Source organism: Pseudoalteromonas sp. A601, assembly GCF_002165575.1.
Taxonomy (GTDB): Bacteria; Pseudomonadota; Gammaproteobacteria; order Enterobacterales; family Alteromonadaceae; genus Pseudoalteromonas.
Window position 1 is genome coordinate 20,120 of record NZ_MXQF01000017.1, and the last position, 18,015, is coordinate 38,134.

The 18,015-nt window shown below is 37.2% G+C and carries 11 protein-coding genes; 4 read left to right on the forward strand and 7 right to left on the reverse strand.

Annotated features, from left to right (window positions below; all coding sequences use genetic code 11):
• The first annotated feature begins 52 nt into the window (after nucleotides 1–52).
• Nucleotides 53–1,012 (forward strand): leucine-rich repeat domain-containing protein, encoded by a 960-nt coding sequence (locus B5G52_RS14675; RefSeq protein ID WP_254911218.1) that lies wholly within the window; start codon nucleotides 53–55, stop codon nucleotides 1,010–1,012.
• A gap of 83 nt (nucleotides 1,013–1,095) precedes the next feature.
• Here B5G52_RS14675 and B5G52_RS14680 read toward each other — a convergent pair whose 3' ends face one another.
• Nucleotides 1,096–2,418: an MATE family efflux transporter gene (locus B5G52_RS14680; RefSeq protein WP_087533393.1), complete on the reverse strand. Its 1,323-nt coding sequence runs from the start codon at nucleotides 2,416–2,418 to the stop codon at nucleotides 1,096–1,098.
• Between the two features lie 170 nt (nucleotides 2,419–2,588).
• Here B5G52_RS14680 and B5G52_RS14685 point away from each other — a divergent pair, with 170 nt between their 5' ends.
• The gene (locus tag B5G52_RS14685) at nucleotides 2,589–3,605 is read left to right on the forward strand and encodes a LacI family DNA-binding transcriptional regulator (protein ID WP_087533394.1); all 1,017 of its coding nucleotides are present in this window, start codon (nucleotides 2,589–2,591) and stop codon (nucleotides 3,603–3,605) included.
• Nucleotides 3,606–3,746: 141 nt separating this feature from the next.
• Here the strand turns inward: B5G52_RS14685 and B5G52_RS14690 are convergent, their stop codons facing one another.
• The 3 genes from B5G52_RS14690 to B5G52_RS14700 all read right to left on the reverse strand — a co-directional run bounded on the left by B5G52_RS14690 (nucleotide 3,747) and on the right by B5G52_RS14700 (nucleotide 6,382).
• Nucleotides 3,747–4,190 (reverse strand): DUF6436 domain-containing protein, encoded by a 444-nt coding sequence (locus B5G52_RS14690; RefSeq protein ID WP_254911219.1) that lies wholly within the window; start codon nucleotides 4,188–4,190, stop codon nucleotides 3,747–3,749.
• 61 nt (nucleotides 4,191–4,251) lie between these two features.
• Complete coding sequence (locus B5G52_RS14695; protein WP_087533396.1) at nucleotides 4,252–5,718, reverse strand: methyl-accepting chemotaxis protein; 1,467 nt, start codon at nucleotides 5,716–5,718, stop codon at nucleotides 4,252–4,254.
• A gap of 109 nt (nucleotides 5,719–5,827) precedes the next feature.
• Nucleotides 5,828–6,382: an isochorismatase family protein gene (locus B5G52_RS14700; protein WP_087533448.1), complete on the reverse strand. Its 555-nt coding sequence runs from the start codon at nucleotides 6,380–6,382 to the stop codon at nucleotides 5,828–5,830.
• A 187-nt stretch (nucleotides 6,383–6,569) separates the two neighbouring features.
• Here B5G52_RS14700 and B5G52_RS14705 point away from each other — a divergent pair, with 187 nt between their 5' ends.
• On the forward strand, nucleotides 6,570–11,045 hold the full coding sequence (locus B5G52_RS14705) for an EAL domain-containing protein (RefSeq protein WP_254911220.1): 4,476 nt from the start codon (nucleotides 6,570–6,572) through the stop codon (nucleotides 11,043–11,045).
• 41 nt (nucleotides 11,046–11,086) lie between these two features.
• On the opposite strand, the gene B5G52_RS14710 is transcribed toward B5G52_RS14705, so the two are convergent.
• Both B5G52_RS14710 and B5G52_RS14715 read right to left on the reverse strand, forming a co-directional pair.
• Nucleotides 11,087–13,558: an ATP-binding protein gene (locus B5G52_RS14710; protein WP_254911221.1), complete on the reverse strand. Its 2,472-nt coding sequence runs from the start codon at nucleotides 13,556–13,558 to the stop codon at nucleotides 11,087–11,089.
• A 399-nt stretch (nucleotides 13,559–13,957) separates the two neighbouring features.
• Entirely contained in the window at nucleotides 13,958–14,845 is an 888-nt protein-coding gene (locus tag B5G52_RS14715) for a cation diffusion facilitator family transporter (protein WP_087533398.1), read from the reverse strand.
• A gap of 226 nt (nucleotides 14,846–15,071) precedes the next feature.
• Between B5G52_RS14715 and B5G52_RS14720 the strand changes: the two genes are divergently transcribed.
• Entirely contained in the window at nucleotides 15,072–16,517 is a 1,446-nt protein-coding gene (locus B5G52_RS14720; RefSeq protein ID WP_254911222.1) for a diguanylate cyclase, read from the forward strand.
• 258 nt (nucleotides 16,518–16,775) lie between these two features.
• On the opposite strand, the gene B5G52_RS14725 is transcribed toward B5G52_RS14720, so the two are convergent.
• Nucleotides 16,776–17,993, reverse strand: a complete 1,218-nt coding sequence (locus B5G52_RS14725; RefSeq protein ID WP_087533399.1) for a J domain-containing protein — start codon at nucleotides 17,991–17,993, stop codon at nucleotides 16,776–16,778.
• Between the last annotated feature and the right edge of the window lie 22 nt (nucleotides 17,994–18,015).

Sequence of the window (18,015 nt, forward strand, 5' to 3'; positions counted from 1 at the left end):
GCTTATGCACACTTGCTGGAGATCACATAATATGAAGATCAGGACACTATTTTTGAGTACAATTGTATTGCTTGCATTCACTTTTACCGCCAAATCACAAACTGCTTATACCTTAAAAAATAATGATGTAACTGTCATCAAAGGCGTGCTTACAAGTACAACACTCACTGATGCTACAGGTGATAATTATCGTCCTTCGGTTATTATTCCCAATAAACTCGATGGACAAGTTATCAAAAAAATTGGCAATAATGCCTTTCAAGCCAATGGCCTAAAAGCCGTAGGCTTACCTTCAGGGCTCACCGCTATTGGCGATTTTGCTTTTCAAAATAATCGTATATCAAGTGTCGAATTACCTTCTGGCTTAACATCAATCGGCAAAGGTGCTTTTGAATTTAACACACTAACCCGTGTAGATTTACCTGCGGGGATCACAACTGTTAGCAAAGGTGCGTTTGCAACAAATAGTATTAATCATGTAACCTGGCCTACAGGACTTAAAAGCGTCCAAGGCAGTGCTTTTAGAGATAACAGCCTAGTTATTGTCGACTTGCCAAAAGGTGTAATATCTATTGGGGATTTTGCTTTTCAAAATAACCGTATAACCCGTGTAACTTTTCCGTCAGGTATCACAACCATTGAAGATAGCGCTTTTAATGTTAATTTTTTAATCACAGTGGATTTACCCGCAGGACTTAAAACCATTGAAGAAAGTGCTTTTCGAGATAATCGTTTAACCCACTTAAACTTACCGAAAGAGCTTGAGTATATTGGTGAAAAAGCGTTTTTGGCTAATCGCCTTAGTCAGGTGGATTTACCTGATGGAGTGACCTATATTGGAAAAGACACGTTTAAAATCAATAGCGACTTTAACAACTTTGTTTTACCAAAAGGTACCACAGCAAGTACTCCTCTAAAGTGGCAAGCAAGTGATGGCACAATTTTAAATTCAAAGCATATTGTTTCAACGGATAGCTTTGGCAAGAGTTATAAGGCTATTACTCTCGATTAAATAACCTACCCCAGCAACCATAGTGTTGAGGTCAGCTTAGCTGATATAGCACAATGGTTGCTTTATCTTCATTACTACTTTCGCTATAAATCTAGGATAAACGCTTTTTTATAGCGATAAAACGGAATTGTTTTAAGCAGCTCTTCAATGGGTAGTAATGCGAAAGCCCAAAAAATTGAAACCTCAAAATACAAAACTAATAATGCACACACAGGTAATGCTATAACCCACTGCGTAACAAAATGAACTTTTAGCACTAAATTACTCTTACCCAATGCACGAAGTATGTTTCCTGCCACTGTATTGTAGGCTCTAATGATAGGCCAAATGATATATAAGGGTGCAATAATCATTAATGCGATTTGCGTTTCTTGTTCTATATCGGGATAAATAAACGCCATGTACTGACTCAGTACACTAAACAACCCTGCAATAATAACCGCTAAGAACATGGCAACTTGCGTACTATGACGGGAAAATAGTTTTAAATTCCCCGTTTCTTTATGACCTAAAAGTTGGCTAATACTAATTGCAGATGCTTGCGCCCAGGCGTTAGGGAACTGCGTTCCTGCCCGTAACCAAGGGAAAATTAAGGTGATAGCCACAAATGCATAGAGATCTAATTGAGCAAACAATAATTGATACGCCGTCGAGCCAACACTCAGCAAAAGGAAATTAGCTGCAATTGGGTATATTTCACAAAACTGCGGCCCAATTTCACGTAAGAATAGTGTTTTTTTAGGGAAGGATAAGTCCGTTTTTTCATCTGTACCTAATACAACGTAAAAAAATACAGCCCTTAAGCTGATAGCTATCAAGCTCCCCCACGCCGCACCTTCTAAACCAAGCCCTTCATTGTTATTAAACCCATTGATCAAAAAGTAGCTAAGTAATGCATTAATGGGTAATTCGAAGATAAAGCCCTTTAAAGAGACTTTAGAGTTACCGCGACCATTACAAAAGGCCGTGCAAACTTGCGTGTAAGCTGTTATCAAAACAATATACTTAGTAATTGATATATATTGCTCTGCTAATTGCGCTATATCAACATCGTCAGTTATAAACGCAATTAAGCTTTCACTGCTCACAGTCAAAATAGCGATACAGCCCAATGCTGTTGAAATACTTATAAAAAGGCCTGACCAATAGGCTATTGTTAAACCCGCTTTATTGCCTGAGCCGAACGCTCGCCCGACAAGTAATTGCACCCCATTACCAATAGCGATTTCAAGACCCAGTACAAATGCAATAATTGTGGTAGCAATCCCCATAGCGGCAATGGGTACTTCTCCCAACGACGCAACAAGCAATGTATCAATCATCAACATTGATTGGACTAATAATGCATTAAGTGCGAGTGGCCACGCTAATGCAAAATTATGCCGAATATACGCACGAGGGCTCATTTGAGGATGACCTATATAAAAAACTTACTTTAGGTGAATTTTAAGGGGTTAACCTTTCCAATTCAGTGCACACTATAAGCACCGCAACTAAATCGATTTAGTTGATTAAAATATCACAATATTGCAAAATATCAATATTAAACGTATTTAGACTTTTAAAGAAAATACAGATGCAAAAAAAAATAAAATTAATTGATGTTGCACAGCTCGCCGAAGTTTCAAAAAGTACAGTTTCTCAATACCTAAACGGCCGCTTTGACTACATGTCAGAAAAAACTAAGGAACGAATAAAGCTCGCGATTCAAGAGCTTGATTATGTACCAAACCCTATCGCCCGTAGTTTAAAAATGAATACAACAAAAACCATAGGAGTCATTGTTAGGGATATTACCGGTTTTTATACCAGCCGTACGATTCGTGGAATTGACGACTACTGTAAAAAAAGCAATTACAATGTATTGGTTTACAACACTGATTTTGACTCAGAAATAGAGGCAAAATCATTAGAAACCTTATATCAACTGCGAGTAGACGGGATCATTATTGCTTCATCGGGTAAGAATACTCAGTTAATTGATAAGTATATTAGCAACGGCTTACCGATTGTTCATTTCCAATTAGAGCATGATGGCAATGAAAAAAATATCGTGGTTTCTGATTATCGAAAAGCCGCTTTCGATGCCACTGAGTATTTAATTAAATTAGGCCACAAACGGATCTGCTTTCTGACTCAAGACTTTCAAAGTATGAAATCAAGAAAAGACCGTTACTTAGGCTATTGCGATGCTTTAGAAAAACATAATATTGGGGTAGATAAAGCGTTAGTGCAATATTGGCATCGTGAGTCAGGGTTTGTCCAGACACCTAAAAACATGCTTGATGCTCTTAACCCTCCAACCGTATTCTTTACCCAGCACTTACCTATTACCACTGAATTATTAAAAGCTTTAAATAACGAAAATATATCCATTCCTGATGATGTATCACTATTAGCATTTGATGAAATTCCAATGGCTGAATACTTAAAAGTGCCTATTACTGTCGTCACTCAAAACCCTTATGAGGTTGGTAAAGAGGCAACGAAATTACTGCTTGATAACATTAGTAACAACGACGCACCGCCGCAAAAAGTGATTATCCCAAGTGCATTTATCAAAAGGCAGTCATGTAAAGATGTGTCTAACTAATTCATTAAAATTGTTTTATTAATTAATCTATGTGTTGATGCAATTTGTCAGCACATATAAGCAATAAAGTGTTCGACCGAATAACGTTAAAGATCATTTATAGATCATACTTATTAGCCCTCGCATTAATTACGGGGTCAATTATGAACCTTTACAGTAACAGCCCTTACTATCAGTGACGACTAAATTTGAGTTAAAACCAGCGGCCAGGTTATCAATGGCGAGCTCAACAAAACCACTGGAAGCAGAACAGGCTAAACCTTGTGAAAGTGGCCCTGCGTATACCAGCTCTCCACTAGCATCTAACAATACGGCACCTGGAGTATTAGGTAATAAATTAGTAGCTGTTAAAGATTGATTTATAATTTGCACATCATAGGTATTTCGCACAGCATGTGTTTGTAGTTGATTCATGTGGCTTACAGCGCGCTTAGAACAACCACATGACTCATCAATAACAATAATTAGCTTAGGATTTTCAGAAGGTGACCATTTTATGTTTCGTTTAAATTGTTCTGACCATTTTGATTGGGTCATTTCATTTTGGGGATCAAACGTCGTGATGCTCGCGAGCTGAAAATACACGAGTCCCGAGACAACCACGACGAGCCAAATCAAAACCAACAGGTAGAGCCTAACTTTCGGGTTATTTAAATTTAGCAATGCTTTGCTCAAGTACATCAATACTCACGTCAATCATCTGCACTTTAGCCGTAAGCTTTTCTACTATTTCAGAGTCGAGTTGTTGGCTCATGCGTAAGCCATCTGCGCTAGCAGCAATTTGTTCAGTATTGCTTACTTGCTCTGCGACTACTCGAGCCACTGAATCCGTGCTTTTTGCCACCGTGTCAATTTGTTGTGTCATGCCCAAAATATTTTCTTTCATAGTGAAGCTAATTTGTGTGAGTTCATTTACTACACTCAAACACTGACTCATAGATTGTGTTGAGGTTTGGCTATTTTTAACCAAATCATTAAGCGTACGAGCAATTTTATCTGTTGTTGCTTTACTGCTTATGGCCAAAGAGCGGACTTCATCAGCAACCACAGCAAATCCTCTGCCTTGCTCACCCGCTCTTGCAGCTTCAATTGCTGCATTTAAAGCTAAAAGGTTTGTCTGTTCGGCAATACCTGATATTTCATTGAGCAAATTAGAAATTACATCACCAGCGGCCACTAGATGATTAATTTCTTCTTCAGTATGGTTTAAGTGGCCACGTAATTCTTGGCTTTTATCATCTGTTTTTTGCACATCGTTCAACGCATCATCAGCGGCAAGCGTAATTGCATCGACTTGTTGTTTAAGCACTTCACTTTCTTGTTCAACTAAATTAAAACCCTGTGCAACCGATACCCCGGATTGTGCAATATCGTCCGTTTGCTGAGCTCTCAGCGCCGCCGCATCAGCTAACTCATCGTGTACAGCCACTAACTCCTGCGAATTAGCATGCAACGAACCGGATTGAACTTTAACTTGTTCAATTACTTTACTTAAAGTATCTAATAAAGAATTAAAACCCTGAATAACTATATTTTTAGTATCATCAGCACGTACTGATAATTGGATATGCTCAGGATCTGCCATTATCTGTTCAGTCGCACTACTTAATGATCGGCCCCCTCTACGTTCTCTTCGCAAAGAGACAGCAATGTAGCCGGCTACGACTGCTTCAGCTATAGCATAGAGCGCATGTATCAGTACTGTACTGAAAGCTAATCTATCGGGGTCAAATACATAAAAACCGGAGCCTTGAGTTTGTAAATAATAAAATGAAAGATGATGCACAGCGACAAAGGCAATGGCAGTTATAAATACCTGCCATTTAACAAACATAATTAACACAGCCAACAAAATAAATATTTCAAAATGCACTTCAATCAAACCAAAGGTTTGCTGAATGTGTAAAAAAGCAAATAGCATTAGAGATGCGCTGGCAACATGGGCTGTTAAGGCGCTATCTGGCTGTTCTCGTAGCAACCAAATAGGAAATAAGGTAAGGGGAATACCAACAATTAATGCAGGTATTAGGGTTGAAAAATAAAACCCTAGTGCTAGTGACTCTATAAAGAGTAAAGTAAATAGAACCGTAAACAAGCGACTAATATGAGTCATACGCACCCCTAATAAACAACTCTAAACGTTTTGAACCTCCATTTAGATCATTTTAAATCCCTAATCCATTAATTATAGCATGCTCCTTACAATGCAAAAAAATGTGTTGTCACTTAACGATTTTCAGCACTTTTTTAAACTGCTCTGTGGCTGCTACCTCAGCCCATTGGAATATCACACTTTCTGCGTTCGAGATTATAGCGCCGGCCTCCTGTAATTGTGCTATTGCAATATCACGATGACGGTCTTGGCGTGAGCATACGCCATCTGCAATAATAAATACGTTATAGTCCTGTGCCAGTAAGTCTAAACAAGTTTGCAGCACGCAAACATGCGCTTCCATACCAACAACAATAATGTGTGGCTTTTTATAGCACGCAATTAGTTCTTTGAATCCAGGTTCTTTATACGCGCTAAAATGGATTTTATCAAAATACTGCGCATCTACTAACTGACTTTTTAATACCTCATCTGTTTCGCCTAAGCCCTGTTTATACTGTTCTGTGACAAGTGAAGGTACATTAAACAGTACTGCAGCTTGACCCAGCTGCTTAGCAACTTCTTTTACTTGCTCATAGCGAGTCATTGCTGGTGCGAGTTTTTGTTGAATATCAATGACCAACAAAAGGCTCTGTGCACTTTCTGGTGAAAACACTTTTTTCATATTCTGCTCCCTGACGTTCAGTCTACTTTGTTGCAACAAAGTTTATAAATACTTAGTAATTAAATCATTACTAACGAATTGCTATGCTATATTTATCTATAATAGTAAATTTAGCTGGGTAAACATATACGTGCGTTTGAGAACCTTTTTTATCATATTGTTAGGTTTCATATCGACTTTATGTAATGTGCAAGCAAATACAAAAAATTATGCTCAACAACTACAACGTTTATCTACCGATGAAGGCCTCTCGCAAGGCCTTGTAAATGATATTTTGCAAGATAAGCTAGGTTATATATGGATAGCAACCAACCAAGGCTTAAATAGGTATGATGGCTATCAAGTACAGATTTTACCTGACTTTGATCAATTCTCAATATTACTAATATACGAAACCAAAGACAGAAAAATTTTTGTCTCTACAGAGTACTCTGGTGCTTATATTATTGACCCTACGACCTTAGCGGCAAATAAAATATATTCAGGCAAGCTCAACGAAGTAGATAAAATATTTTCTCCAATTATGGCGGTTGAACAACAAGGTGATCTGTTTTACCTAGCTATTAACCAAAATGTGTATATTTATAATGCGGTGAAAAAAACGTTCAGTCATGAATTTTCTATTCAAAAAAAGGATCATGTCGTTCGTGCCCTTACAGTTCATAACAACTATCTTTATATTGGTACTAGCGACGGCTTATTTTCACAATCATTAATTGATGGATACACAACCAAAATACCTTTATTACCTAAACTCAAACAAAACGCAGATAACAGTAATGTGAAATTTTTAAGAGCCGACCAACAGCTAGGTTTAATGGTTGGTACGGTTGAAGGGCTTTATAGAATTGCTTTTAATGAGGTAGATCAACTAAATACAAAGCAGATCAAAACTCTTATAAGTGAACACAACATATGGGATTACATAAACAGCCCGTATGGTGAATATATCGCAACCGAGAGTGGGTTATTTCAATATCATCGTAATACTGGTGAAAAAGAATTTATTCTTAGTTTTGATCAAAGTAAGTTTAATATCTCTGACAACACCATAATGAACGTAATGTTAGACAACACCGGCTTGGCGTGGCTATCTTCTCGCTCACAAGGTGTATTTAGATGGTCGACGCTTGCGAAAAGATTTAAAAACATAGAAATAAATCACAATGGCAAATTACATAACAATCTCGTTCTAAGTGTATATCAAGATGCCTTAAATACACTTTGGGTTGGTACCGGTAATGGGCTAACGAAACTAAATACGGCCACCTTACAAAGCCAAACATTTTTATCAACTGAAGATAAAAAATCTTTTTTTGGTGAGTTTGCCGTGTTTGGTGTCACTGATGCAGACTTGGGAAAACCTAATAGATATTTATGGTTACTAGTTTACGATGGCCTTGCCCTTTTTGATAAGAAAACACAACGCTTATCGCCAATAAAAAGCCATGGCCTAACTCAACGCGTTATTAATCAACGTGGTTCGTTTGGCTATCATCAAATCTCAAAGGACACATTTGCCTTCCTTAATTCTGAAAACTTTTATCTATACGATGGCACTACAGGGAAAACCAGAGTCATTAAAGGCCTTATTGACCAATTAGATCCCCTTGTAATGCATACATTTTTAAAACCGCTGACTAATTACCCCAATGATTTTCTCATTAGTGCATCAGGTGCTTTGTACCGCTACAATGAAACAACGCAAAAGCTCACCACTATCTACCAAGTTAAAAACCACAACCCATTGATGTATATAACGATTGATGATTGGGTTATTGATTATAATAATACCTTATGGCTTGCATCATCCCATGAAGGCTTAATTGCCTTAGATGCAACCAGTTACAAGGAGAAACATCGCCTAAATTTCGCCGATGGAATAAATACTAAATCTATTTTTGCGTTACAGATTGACCAGTTTGGTTTTTTATGGGCGAGCAGTCAAAATGGTTTGTACAAAATTGATGTAAATTCAATGCAGGTCGATTCATATACGGTCAAAGATGGCTTAACGGTCAACGAGTTTAATCTTGATGCACACACAATTCTTGATGATGGCCGTCTTGCCTTTGGCACTACTCAAGGTTTATTAACAATCGCCCCGCAAGATTTTTTAGATGTAAGTGATGTTACAAACAAACTCAACACCCATATAACCAACGTTTCATTATTTTCAAAACATATCCAATATTACCCAATGCGCTACGAAAATAAACAACTGGAGTTAAGCGCCGATGATATGGGATTAGAAGTCAGTTTTTCGAATTTCGATTTTATAAATATTGATAAAGCCCGTTATCAAGTTTCTTTAACTGGGCCTAGCTCATTTAGTTATAACAATTACCGGGACAATAAAGTCTTTTTACCTACATTACCACCAGGTAAATACACATTATCCGTCGCCTCATACTTAAATAGTGACACAAAGTTAACTACGCCTGCTACATTGCACTTTAAAGTTGCCTACGCCCCTTGGCGCTCACCAATTGCATTATCTTTATATGGGCTTATGAGCGTATTCATTCTACTTTTTATTTTTTGGCAATACCGTACTAAGCGAATCACCATAGAGCAATCTCACAAAAATGTGTTGCAATCACAACAGCAAACTGCTTTAGCATTGAGTAGCAGTAACAGTGGCGTCTGGGAGGTAAACTTACTAACTCATTCAGGTACTCAACATCGTTTAAAGCAAGAGCTTGGTTATAAAAGCTTATCTGATAATATCGATTTTTCGGAGTTCTCTAAATTAATACACCCTAACGATTTTAACAAGCTAAGCCAAGACTGGGAAAACTTCATAACCCAAAATAACAATCAACAATGGCAAGCAACATACCGTATAAAACATGCTCAAGGCCATTGGTTATGGTATCAAGATCTTGGTAAAGTAACGCAAAGAAACGAAACTGGCGAGGTGATCCGAGTATCAGGGATCTATACCAACATCACCCAACAAAAAGCAAACGCGCAACAAGCCGCGATATTAGGCGAAGCATTTAGCCAAATCAATGACTGGCTATTAATATTAGACTGTAATTATCAACCTCTTTCGGTCAACAACAGTTTTGCTGAAGCATTTTCTATCAACTCACAAGCAGATAAATTAAATATAAAACGTTTCTTATCAGCCCTTGGTAAGCACCAATACCTCAATTATATTAATGTTCTTAAAACCCTAAAAGCGAAAGAAAACTGGCGTGGTGATGCATATATTAAAACCAAAGCTAATCCTTCGCACCCTATTCATGTTAGCATCACCGCCATTACTAAAGAAGCACCTTTAATTGGCTACTATGTTATTGTTATTTCTGATTTAACTGAACAAAAAAGGGCAGAAAATGAATTACGGTATTTAGCTAACTACGATCCTCTTACTAAACTACCTAACCGCTCTTTAATGTACAAAAAAATTAACTATATTATAAAAACAGCCCACCAAGATGGGACTCTCGCGGCACTCCTTTTTATTGATTTAGATAAATTTAAGCCTGTTAATGATTCTTTTGGCCATGCTGTTGGCGATCAGCTCTTATGTAATATCACTCAACGTGTAAACAATATGCTAGATAGTAATTCACTATTAGGACGCCAAAGTGGTGATGAGTTTTTATTGTTAGTAAAAAACCTTGAGTCACCTCAATCTCTGAGTGAATTAGTAAAATCTGTTTCAATAGAGCTTGGTAAACGCGTTGAAATAAATGATTTTGCAATCAATATATCAGCCAGTATTGGCGTTGCCCTATACCCTTTTGATGCCGATAACGCAGATACACTGATCCGCCATGCCGACATAGCCATGATGCATGCTAAACAAGCTGGTAGAAATGGTTTTAAGTTTTTTACCGAACAAATGAATGAGCGGATAACACAAAAGTTACTATTAGAAAATGCCTTAAAAGATGCGCAAAAAGACGACCTATTGTTCAACAATTACCAACCAATTGTTAATAGCAAAACAAAAAAAATAAATGGCGTTGAGCTATTAATGCGTTGGAAGCACAAAGGAAAAATGATTTCTCCGGCAGTATTTATCCCTATAGCTGAAGAAGCGGGTTTAATTGATATTCTCACTGAGCAAGCGCTAATTAGAGCCTTAACAGAGCTAGCCTCAGTGCTTCGTGCTAACCCTAAATTTTATTTATCGCTCAACTTATCCCCTGTACATATATTAAAAACAAATCTTAATGTTCGGCTTTTGGAAATTTTATCGCAGCACCGCATTAATCCTACTCAATTAAAATTGGAGATCACCGAAAACACCTTACTTGATGATAAAGAAAAAGCGGCAAAGCAATTACAATTATTAAAAAATGCAGGATTTAAACTATTACTTGATGACTTTGGTACAGGTTATTCTTCGCTTACCTATTTAAGCAAGTTTCCTATTGATGTAATAAAAATAGATCAAAGCTTTATCAGAAACATAGGCACTGATAAAAGTAATGAGTCTATTATCAAAACAATTTACTTACTAGCAGCAAACTTAAATTTATATTGCATTGCTGAGGGAGTTGAGACTATAGAACAAATACAATTTCTGACCAAATTAGGCTGCTACGATTTTCAAGGGTATTATTTTGCCAAGCCAATGTCCTGTAATATGCTTTTAGATGAAAAAGAGCTCAGCCCTTTGCTGCAAAAACTACAAAACGTTTAATCTAAGATAAAATAGCTAATAATTTAATTAAATACTCACATTTACATTGAGTTGGTTAGCCACTTATTAAGACATTTGTATAATTGCTCTCTATCTACAGGTTTAGCTATAAAGTCATTCATTCCAACGCTTATACATTTATTTTTATCATCTTCGAACGCGTTGGCTGTAATGGCAATAATTATAACTTCACCATACTTTGAAGTATTTTCACGAATATGAGCCGTGCAATCAAAGCCATCCAGTTTAGGCATTTGGCAATCCATCAAAATTAAATCAGGTGTAATAGTCTCTAAACATTCTAAAGCATGCTCACCATCATTCGCTATTGCAAGCGTACACCCTGTCGCTTCTAACATCTTAGCTATAACCAGTTGGTTAATTGAGTTATCTTCCACGAGTAGCAAACTATAATTAGTTAAAGCGGGGACCCCTGTTTTATCAGAAACTTGGTTAATAGTCTGGGCGTGCTTCACTGGTATTTCGAAGCGAAAACAACTTCCTACATCAACCTCACTGGTTAATTTGAGTTGTCCTCCCATTAATGTAATTAAACGCTTACAAATAGCTAAACCAAGCCCTGTCCCGCCATAATTACGGGTTGTTGAAATATCGGCTTGGGTAAATTCTTTAAAAAGTAATTTTTGTTGTGCCTGTGATATACCTATGCCGGTATCTGCTACTTCAATAGCAAGTTTTGATGCTGAATACTGAACATGTAAGGTAATTTCACCAACAGTGGTAAACTTACCGGCATTACTGAGCAAGTTATTAATGATCTGGCTGAACCTTAAACCATCCAACAAAAGCGTGGCGGGTAAATTAGGGGAAATTTCAAGGTTAAATTTCACCTCAGGTTTTAAACCTGTGCCAACAAACACTTTTGTCAAACGAGTGAGTAACTGTTCAACATTTACACTTTGTAAATCGAGTTTTAATGCACCTGCTTCTATCTTCGAAAAATCCAAAATATCATTTAGAATAATTAATAGATTATCAGCACTTTGTTGAATCATTTTTAAATGGCTATGCTCTTCATCGTGCTTAGATTTACTGCTAAGCAAAATATCTGTTAAACCTATTATGCCATTCAAAGGGGTACGAATTTCATGACTCATATTAGCTAAAAACTGTGATTTTGCTTGGCTTGCTTTATTTGCAACTGCAACAGCATTCAACAGCTCATCCGTTTTTTCATTAACTTGATATTCAAGCTCAACATTAAAGTTTTTTAGTTGTTGATTAAGTGCATTGTTTTCAGTATTAACTTGCTTTAACTCATTAAAGTTATTACTTAATTTAACTGCCATGGAAGTAAACTGTTGTTGCAGATTGAATAACTCTAACCATGAACTGGCATTTTGAGGAAACGAAACCGCATTGAATTGTGGGTCAAATTCATCAATTTGCGAGCTAAGTTCCTTAATTGGACGCACCAACCACTTACATAACTGCGTTATAAAAACGCTGATCAATAAAATAATAATGATGGCTAACACCAGAGACTCAAGCCAAGCACTTGCTGCAACTAAATTTGCATATTTGCGCTTAAACAAAGTAGCAACATACCATCCCTGTTGCTGTGTTTTTTGTAATTGCACATAGTGCTGCTCACCATCAATCGTTTTTTCCATAATTGACCTTGCATTCCCATTAAACTGAGAGAGGTCAACATCCGTTAATTTTGATAACACAGTATAATGCTTACTAAGTGTAGAAAAGACGACTTGTTTGCTCGCATCGAGAACAATTAACTCCCCCTCATTATCAAAAAAGTGAGGTCTAAATTGCAACAATGAACCAAATACCAGAGAACCTTCAACAATTCCTTGAAAAACTCCGTTAATAGTTATTGGTGCTGACACCCCAACAATAGCCTCATTCCCTAAACCTCGGCCTTTAAATATATTCGAAATATAACCATTTGGCTGTTCCTTTCCTTGCCTGTAGTAATCCCGATCAGCAATTGACGGAGCATCATCATTTAAACTTGTTTTTAAACTTCCAGGATTAAAAACGCGCACAATTGCGTTCTCATCACTGACAATTGAAGACCGAAAGTTAGGGTATTGAGCCATTAAATTGGCTAAGGCAGTCTCTTCATCAACGCCCTGCTCAATTGCTTTAGCTGTCAAAACTACCCCACGACGATAATCATTAAGATAAAGGTCAATTTTAACCGCTATATCTTTGGACTTGTCTAATAACTGGCTTTTAACCTCATATTCCACGCGAGAATAATGGTTATTAGTCAGTGCTATCGTGATTATCAACACCACTAAAATAACCAATAAGCTAACGATATAATTTAAAATTTTATACAAAGACGAAGAATTACGATGCCAAGATTGACCATTGAAGAAAAAGCTAATTAAATCAACAACACTAAGGACAATAGCAGCATTTAAAAAATATTTCACTAACGCGGTGAGTACGGCTAAATTTGGCAATTCCATAATAAATATACCAGTCAGCCCAAGTACAGGTAGACCAATTATGAGCCAATATGCCATGCCGAGAAAAAACAATCTTTTTGCGCGGCAGTAGCAAAAATAATAAAGCCAAAATACTTCCCCCATGAATACAATGGAAGGCCAGCAGTGTCCCCAGCGATAAAATATGAACGCGGCACTCACTGCACAAGCTAACACGGCATAACGCAAGCCAAAGCTAAGTAGACAAAATAAAACGAACAATTGACCGAGAAGAAACTCTGAACTGTCAAGAAACCAAAAAGGAAGTAAATTGAAAAAGCCAGCGAGCAGCGCTAATACAATTGTGCCAGTTAATGCAAAATAGCGATGCTGAATGTTTACCAAAAGCTTACTCAAACAACTAAATAATAGTATTAAAAGTAAGGGAAAAAATCTATTTTGCCAAGTATTAATTAACGCGGTAGCGTATTAGCACATTTAATGTTGGCAGCCGTTGCTTTCAATTTGTAATACGCTCTCAACAATATTGAATTGCTTTGCAAGTATCTGCTCTACTTTTAAGCGGCAAGCCTCATCATGCTTCTCTTTCGTACAATGGCGCTTCAACACCACATGTGCACCAACAACCAGTTTTTCTTCACGGCGAACCACTGTTACATTATGAACATTTTCAACATGTTCTACTTGAGCTATTGAACATTCAATATCTGTAACATCGGGCAGCTTTGCTTTGCTCAGTACTAACCCTTTCACACATGAGGTAATGACTTTTAAACCCGTAAACATCACAAATGAGGCAATTAACATGCTCGATAAAATATCGATAATTGTCCAACCCGTTAAATAAATTAACACACCCGCGATAAAAGTGGAGACCGTAGAAATTAAATCAAAAAATGAATGTAAAAAAACAGCGTACACGTTAATGCTTGCTTTACGCCCTTTATAGAGTACCCAAGCAGCAGCACCATGAAACAAAAAGCCCGTTGCAGCTATAACCGACATTAAATAACTATTGACTGGTGCACCTTGGCCTTCGTGATGATGCAGAATACGTTCCCCACCTTCAAATAAAATAATTAAACTAATTGCCAGATAAAGACAGCCATTAATTAAGCCACCGGTTAACTCCGCCTTTTGATAGCCATCATTAAAGTTTTTAGCTAAATGGATTGCTAAACTTGAAGCTATTAACGCAATAAATAAAGAGCTGTTATGTACAAATAAATGCCCTGCATCTGCTAAAACAGCTAATGAGTTTGCATAATATGCCCCGATGACTTGGATCACCATAAAGGCACAGGTGATAGAAAGTGCAATTAATAATCTTCGACGTGAAGCTTGGTGCGTCGTAATATCGGTCATGAAGGTGTAGTTTACCTGTGCTTAATTGAGAAGATAGATATCATGCTGGTGAAAGTATTACGTCGCAATGATATACAATCTCAATTGTAATACGTCCCTTAACCAAACGCACTAAAAAATTCCCTTCAAAGATGATAAACCTGACATCACCAGCTAATATTAAAACAGTACCAATTCAAATAGATTGCTTGTATGCTCAATATGTTAATAAGGGGTTGAAGCAACAGTGACATATTCGTTAAATAATGAAGTGCAAACAACAAAAAATACATGGGATACGCTATCTTCGCTGCCCATCGCTATTATTTTGTTGGATTTACAAACCAACCTCGTTTACTGTAACGCTAATACACAGGCATTATTTAACTTACCAAATCAGTTAGACCTTTCCAGCACACTACTTAAAACCCTTGACCTGACAGATTTACATACACTCAAAACATTGTCACTATACAGTCTCATAACTCATGCTGACTTTACCGACAAAGCTTTTTCATTGGAAAGCGATCAACTCAACATAAAGCGCAACCAATTAACGCCATCACTTAAGGTTTTTATTTTTGAACCGACAAATAATGCAGCTTCAGCTGATAACTTTGATGAAGTCATCGCCAAAATATCCACTCAACTAATCGACATCCAAACCGACAATCTTGATCATCAAATCGAGTTGGTACTGCAAACTATTGGTACATTTAGCAAAGCAGATCGTAGCTATTTGTTTCAATTTAGTCGTGATGGCAAATTAATGAGCAATACTCATGAGTGGGTTAATGACAATGTAAGCCCCTTTAAAGATCGATTGCAGAATATTCCGCAAGATGCACTCCCTTATTTTTATATAACAATGAAAGAGTCTGAGGTGTTTAATGTTTCTGATGTTAACCAATTACCTGTTTGCGCAAATGCCGAAAAGGCTGAATTTCAAGCCGAAGGTATTCAGTCACTGTTATGTGTTGGACTGAAAGCAGATAATAATATGTTCGGTTTTATTGGTTGCGACTGCGTGAAAAACGCTAGGAACTGGACTAATACGGATTTAATCCGGATCAAGTTAATTGGCGAAATAATAACGCGAGCATTAAGTAATGCGTTATATAAAAAACGCATTGAGCAAATTCAACAGCAATTACTCAAAGCAAATAAAGAACTCGAATTACAAGCAAATATCGATAGCTTAACCAGTATCGCCAACCGACGTCGTTTTGATCAAGCTTTACAATATGAAATTAAACGTGCCGTACGCGCACAACAACCACTCAGTTTAATTATTTGCGACATCGACTATTTTAAATTGTTTAACGACAACTACGGCCACCAGCACGGCGATGATGTGTTAAAACAAGTCGCGCTGACCTTAGATGAGGTCTGTAAACGTCAAGGTGACTTAGCCGCCCGTTATGGCGGTGAAGAATTTGCAATTATTCTACCTTGTATTGATGCTGAGCACTGCAAGCAATTTTCTGAACTGATACAAAGCAAAATAAAAAGCTTAGCCATTCCTCATCAGTTTTCTAAAATTTCAAGCCAACTAACCTTAAGTATAGGTGGATTTAGCTGTATACCAACCCTTGAAACAAAACCTGAACAGCTAATCAAAACTGCGGACAAAGCACTTTATAAAGCAAAAAACTCAGGCCGGAATAATATTCAAATGTCTGAAAAACGTTAAACCGATATTTGTAACAGATGCATGGACTCCTCCCCATTCACGGGAGAGAACGGTATAAAAATTACAGGAAGCTTTTACCTAATACCGCCCTTCCCATTTTACGATTAGCTCAATAAAGTGAAAACGACGTTGGCAAATATAATCGAATTGTGGAGTCATGCATTCCCTGCACTCTTTTTGTTATGATTAATTAACGTTATCAGAAAAATTATTGATTACAAGCAGAATTCCTTTTCTGCTTTATAAGCTTGTTTTAAATCAAAAATTAAACATGCTTTCGAGCGCATCTTCAATAGACATGGGCATATGGCGTTTATCTAAAATTCGATCATTTAGTTCTTCTTTGAGTAATTTTACTGAGGTGCAATAACCTAAACGCTCTGCAATTTCATCACATTCACCCTGTAATGCTGCGATATGATTAGTAAAGTTAAGTTTAATTTGCGCTTTACTGCGGCCATTAAATTGACGCCACACGAGTGAATGCGGATCATTGCCTTCTTTTTGTTGGCGGTGCTGTTTGTTCAGCTCAGCTATCTTATTTTTCAGTAACGGCACTAAATTAGCTTTAGTTTCTTCGTCAAAGTCTACGTCGTCGTCAAAATGCGTTATATAAAGCTGCAATAAGGTAAAACCGTCTTTTGTTTTACGAGCCTGACCTAATAGCTGCATTAGTTCGTGCTTTTCTTCTTTTTTGCTAGGATCAGGCTCTTTATCTGGGTGGAGCTTTGACGCTAAACGTTTATACATTTTGTTAAGCTGCGAGCCTTTAAATAGCTTTTCTAATTTTGCATCTGTCTTTTGTTGTTTAATTTCATCACGATCAAATCGTTCAAACTGGTCAAAAAAATCATCCCAATTTTCATCATCATCACTGTGCGCATCGCCGGCATTAAACGGATCATCTGTGTACTCTGAGTCATGCTCTTGGTTATCACCAAAGCCTTGTTCATCTAGGTGTTGGTAGAGCAGTTGAGGATCAAGCGTAATTTCCTTTAATTGTTCATCCGTTAATTCTAAACCAGGAAAATCTTGCTGGAGCATACTCCTGAAAATATTCAACTCGGATGAGGGAATGTCGTTTACCGCTTCTTGATTATGCGTATCCAGGTGTGAACGAAATGTATTTGCTATTGCTTCCATATCTAAGTCACCTGTAAACGGGTGATTTGATAGATAATCTATATCTGCATTTATCCAATCTACAAGTTCATTACGCTGCTCTGCGGTCAAACTCTTACGTGGAATAAACTTGCTCAAGTGGATGATTTGCTTTGCTATCATACTCGCTTGGTGGTGCTCGTGTGGTTCAACTTGTTCTTGAAACTGGTTGAATAAAGTCGCTTTTTTAATCTCAAAGTTTGCGTTACGTTTGGTATGTTTATCTATTCGTTGCCATAATAGCTCAAGCTCAGAAGTAGGCTTAACCGCAGTTGATTGTTTTATGTTTTGTAAAAAAGTGCTATCTGGTTTCATGTCAGCCTAGTTCTAAAATTTT

Bases quoted from the DNA above. Each gene is read 5' to 3' on its own strand.
- B5G52_RS14680 (WP_087533393.1), bottom strand. From the start codon at position 2,418: ATGAGCCCTCGTGCGTATATTCGGCATAATTTTGCATTAGCGTGGCCA.
- B5G52_RS14685 (WP_087533394.1), top strand. From the start codon at position 2,589: ATGCAAAAAAAAATAAAATTAATTGATGTTGCACAGCTCGCCGAAGTT.
- B5G52_RS14695 (WP_087533396.1), bottom strand. From the start codon at position 5,718: ATGACTCATATTAGTCGCTTGTTTACGGTTCTATTTACTTTACTCTTT.
- B5G52_RS14700 (WP_087533448.1), bottom strand. From the start codon at position 6,382: ATGAAAAAAGTGTTTTCACCAGAAAGTGCACAGAGCCTTTTGTTGGTC.
- B5G52_RS14710 (WP_254911221.1), bottom strand. From the start codon at position 13,558: ATGGCATATTGGCTCATAATTGGTCTACCTGTACTTGGGCTGACTGGT.
- B5G52_RS14715 (WP_087533398.1), bottom strand. From the start codon at position 14,845: ATGACCGATATTACGACGCACCAAGCTTCACGTCGAAGATTATTAATT.
- B5G52_RS14725 (WP_087533399.1), bottom strand. From the start codon at position 17,993: ATGAAACCAGATAGCACTTTTTTACAAAACATAAAACAATCAACTGCG.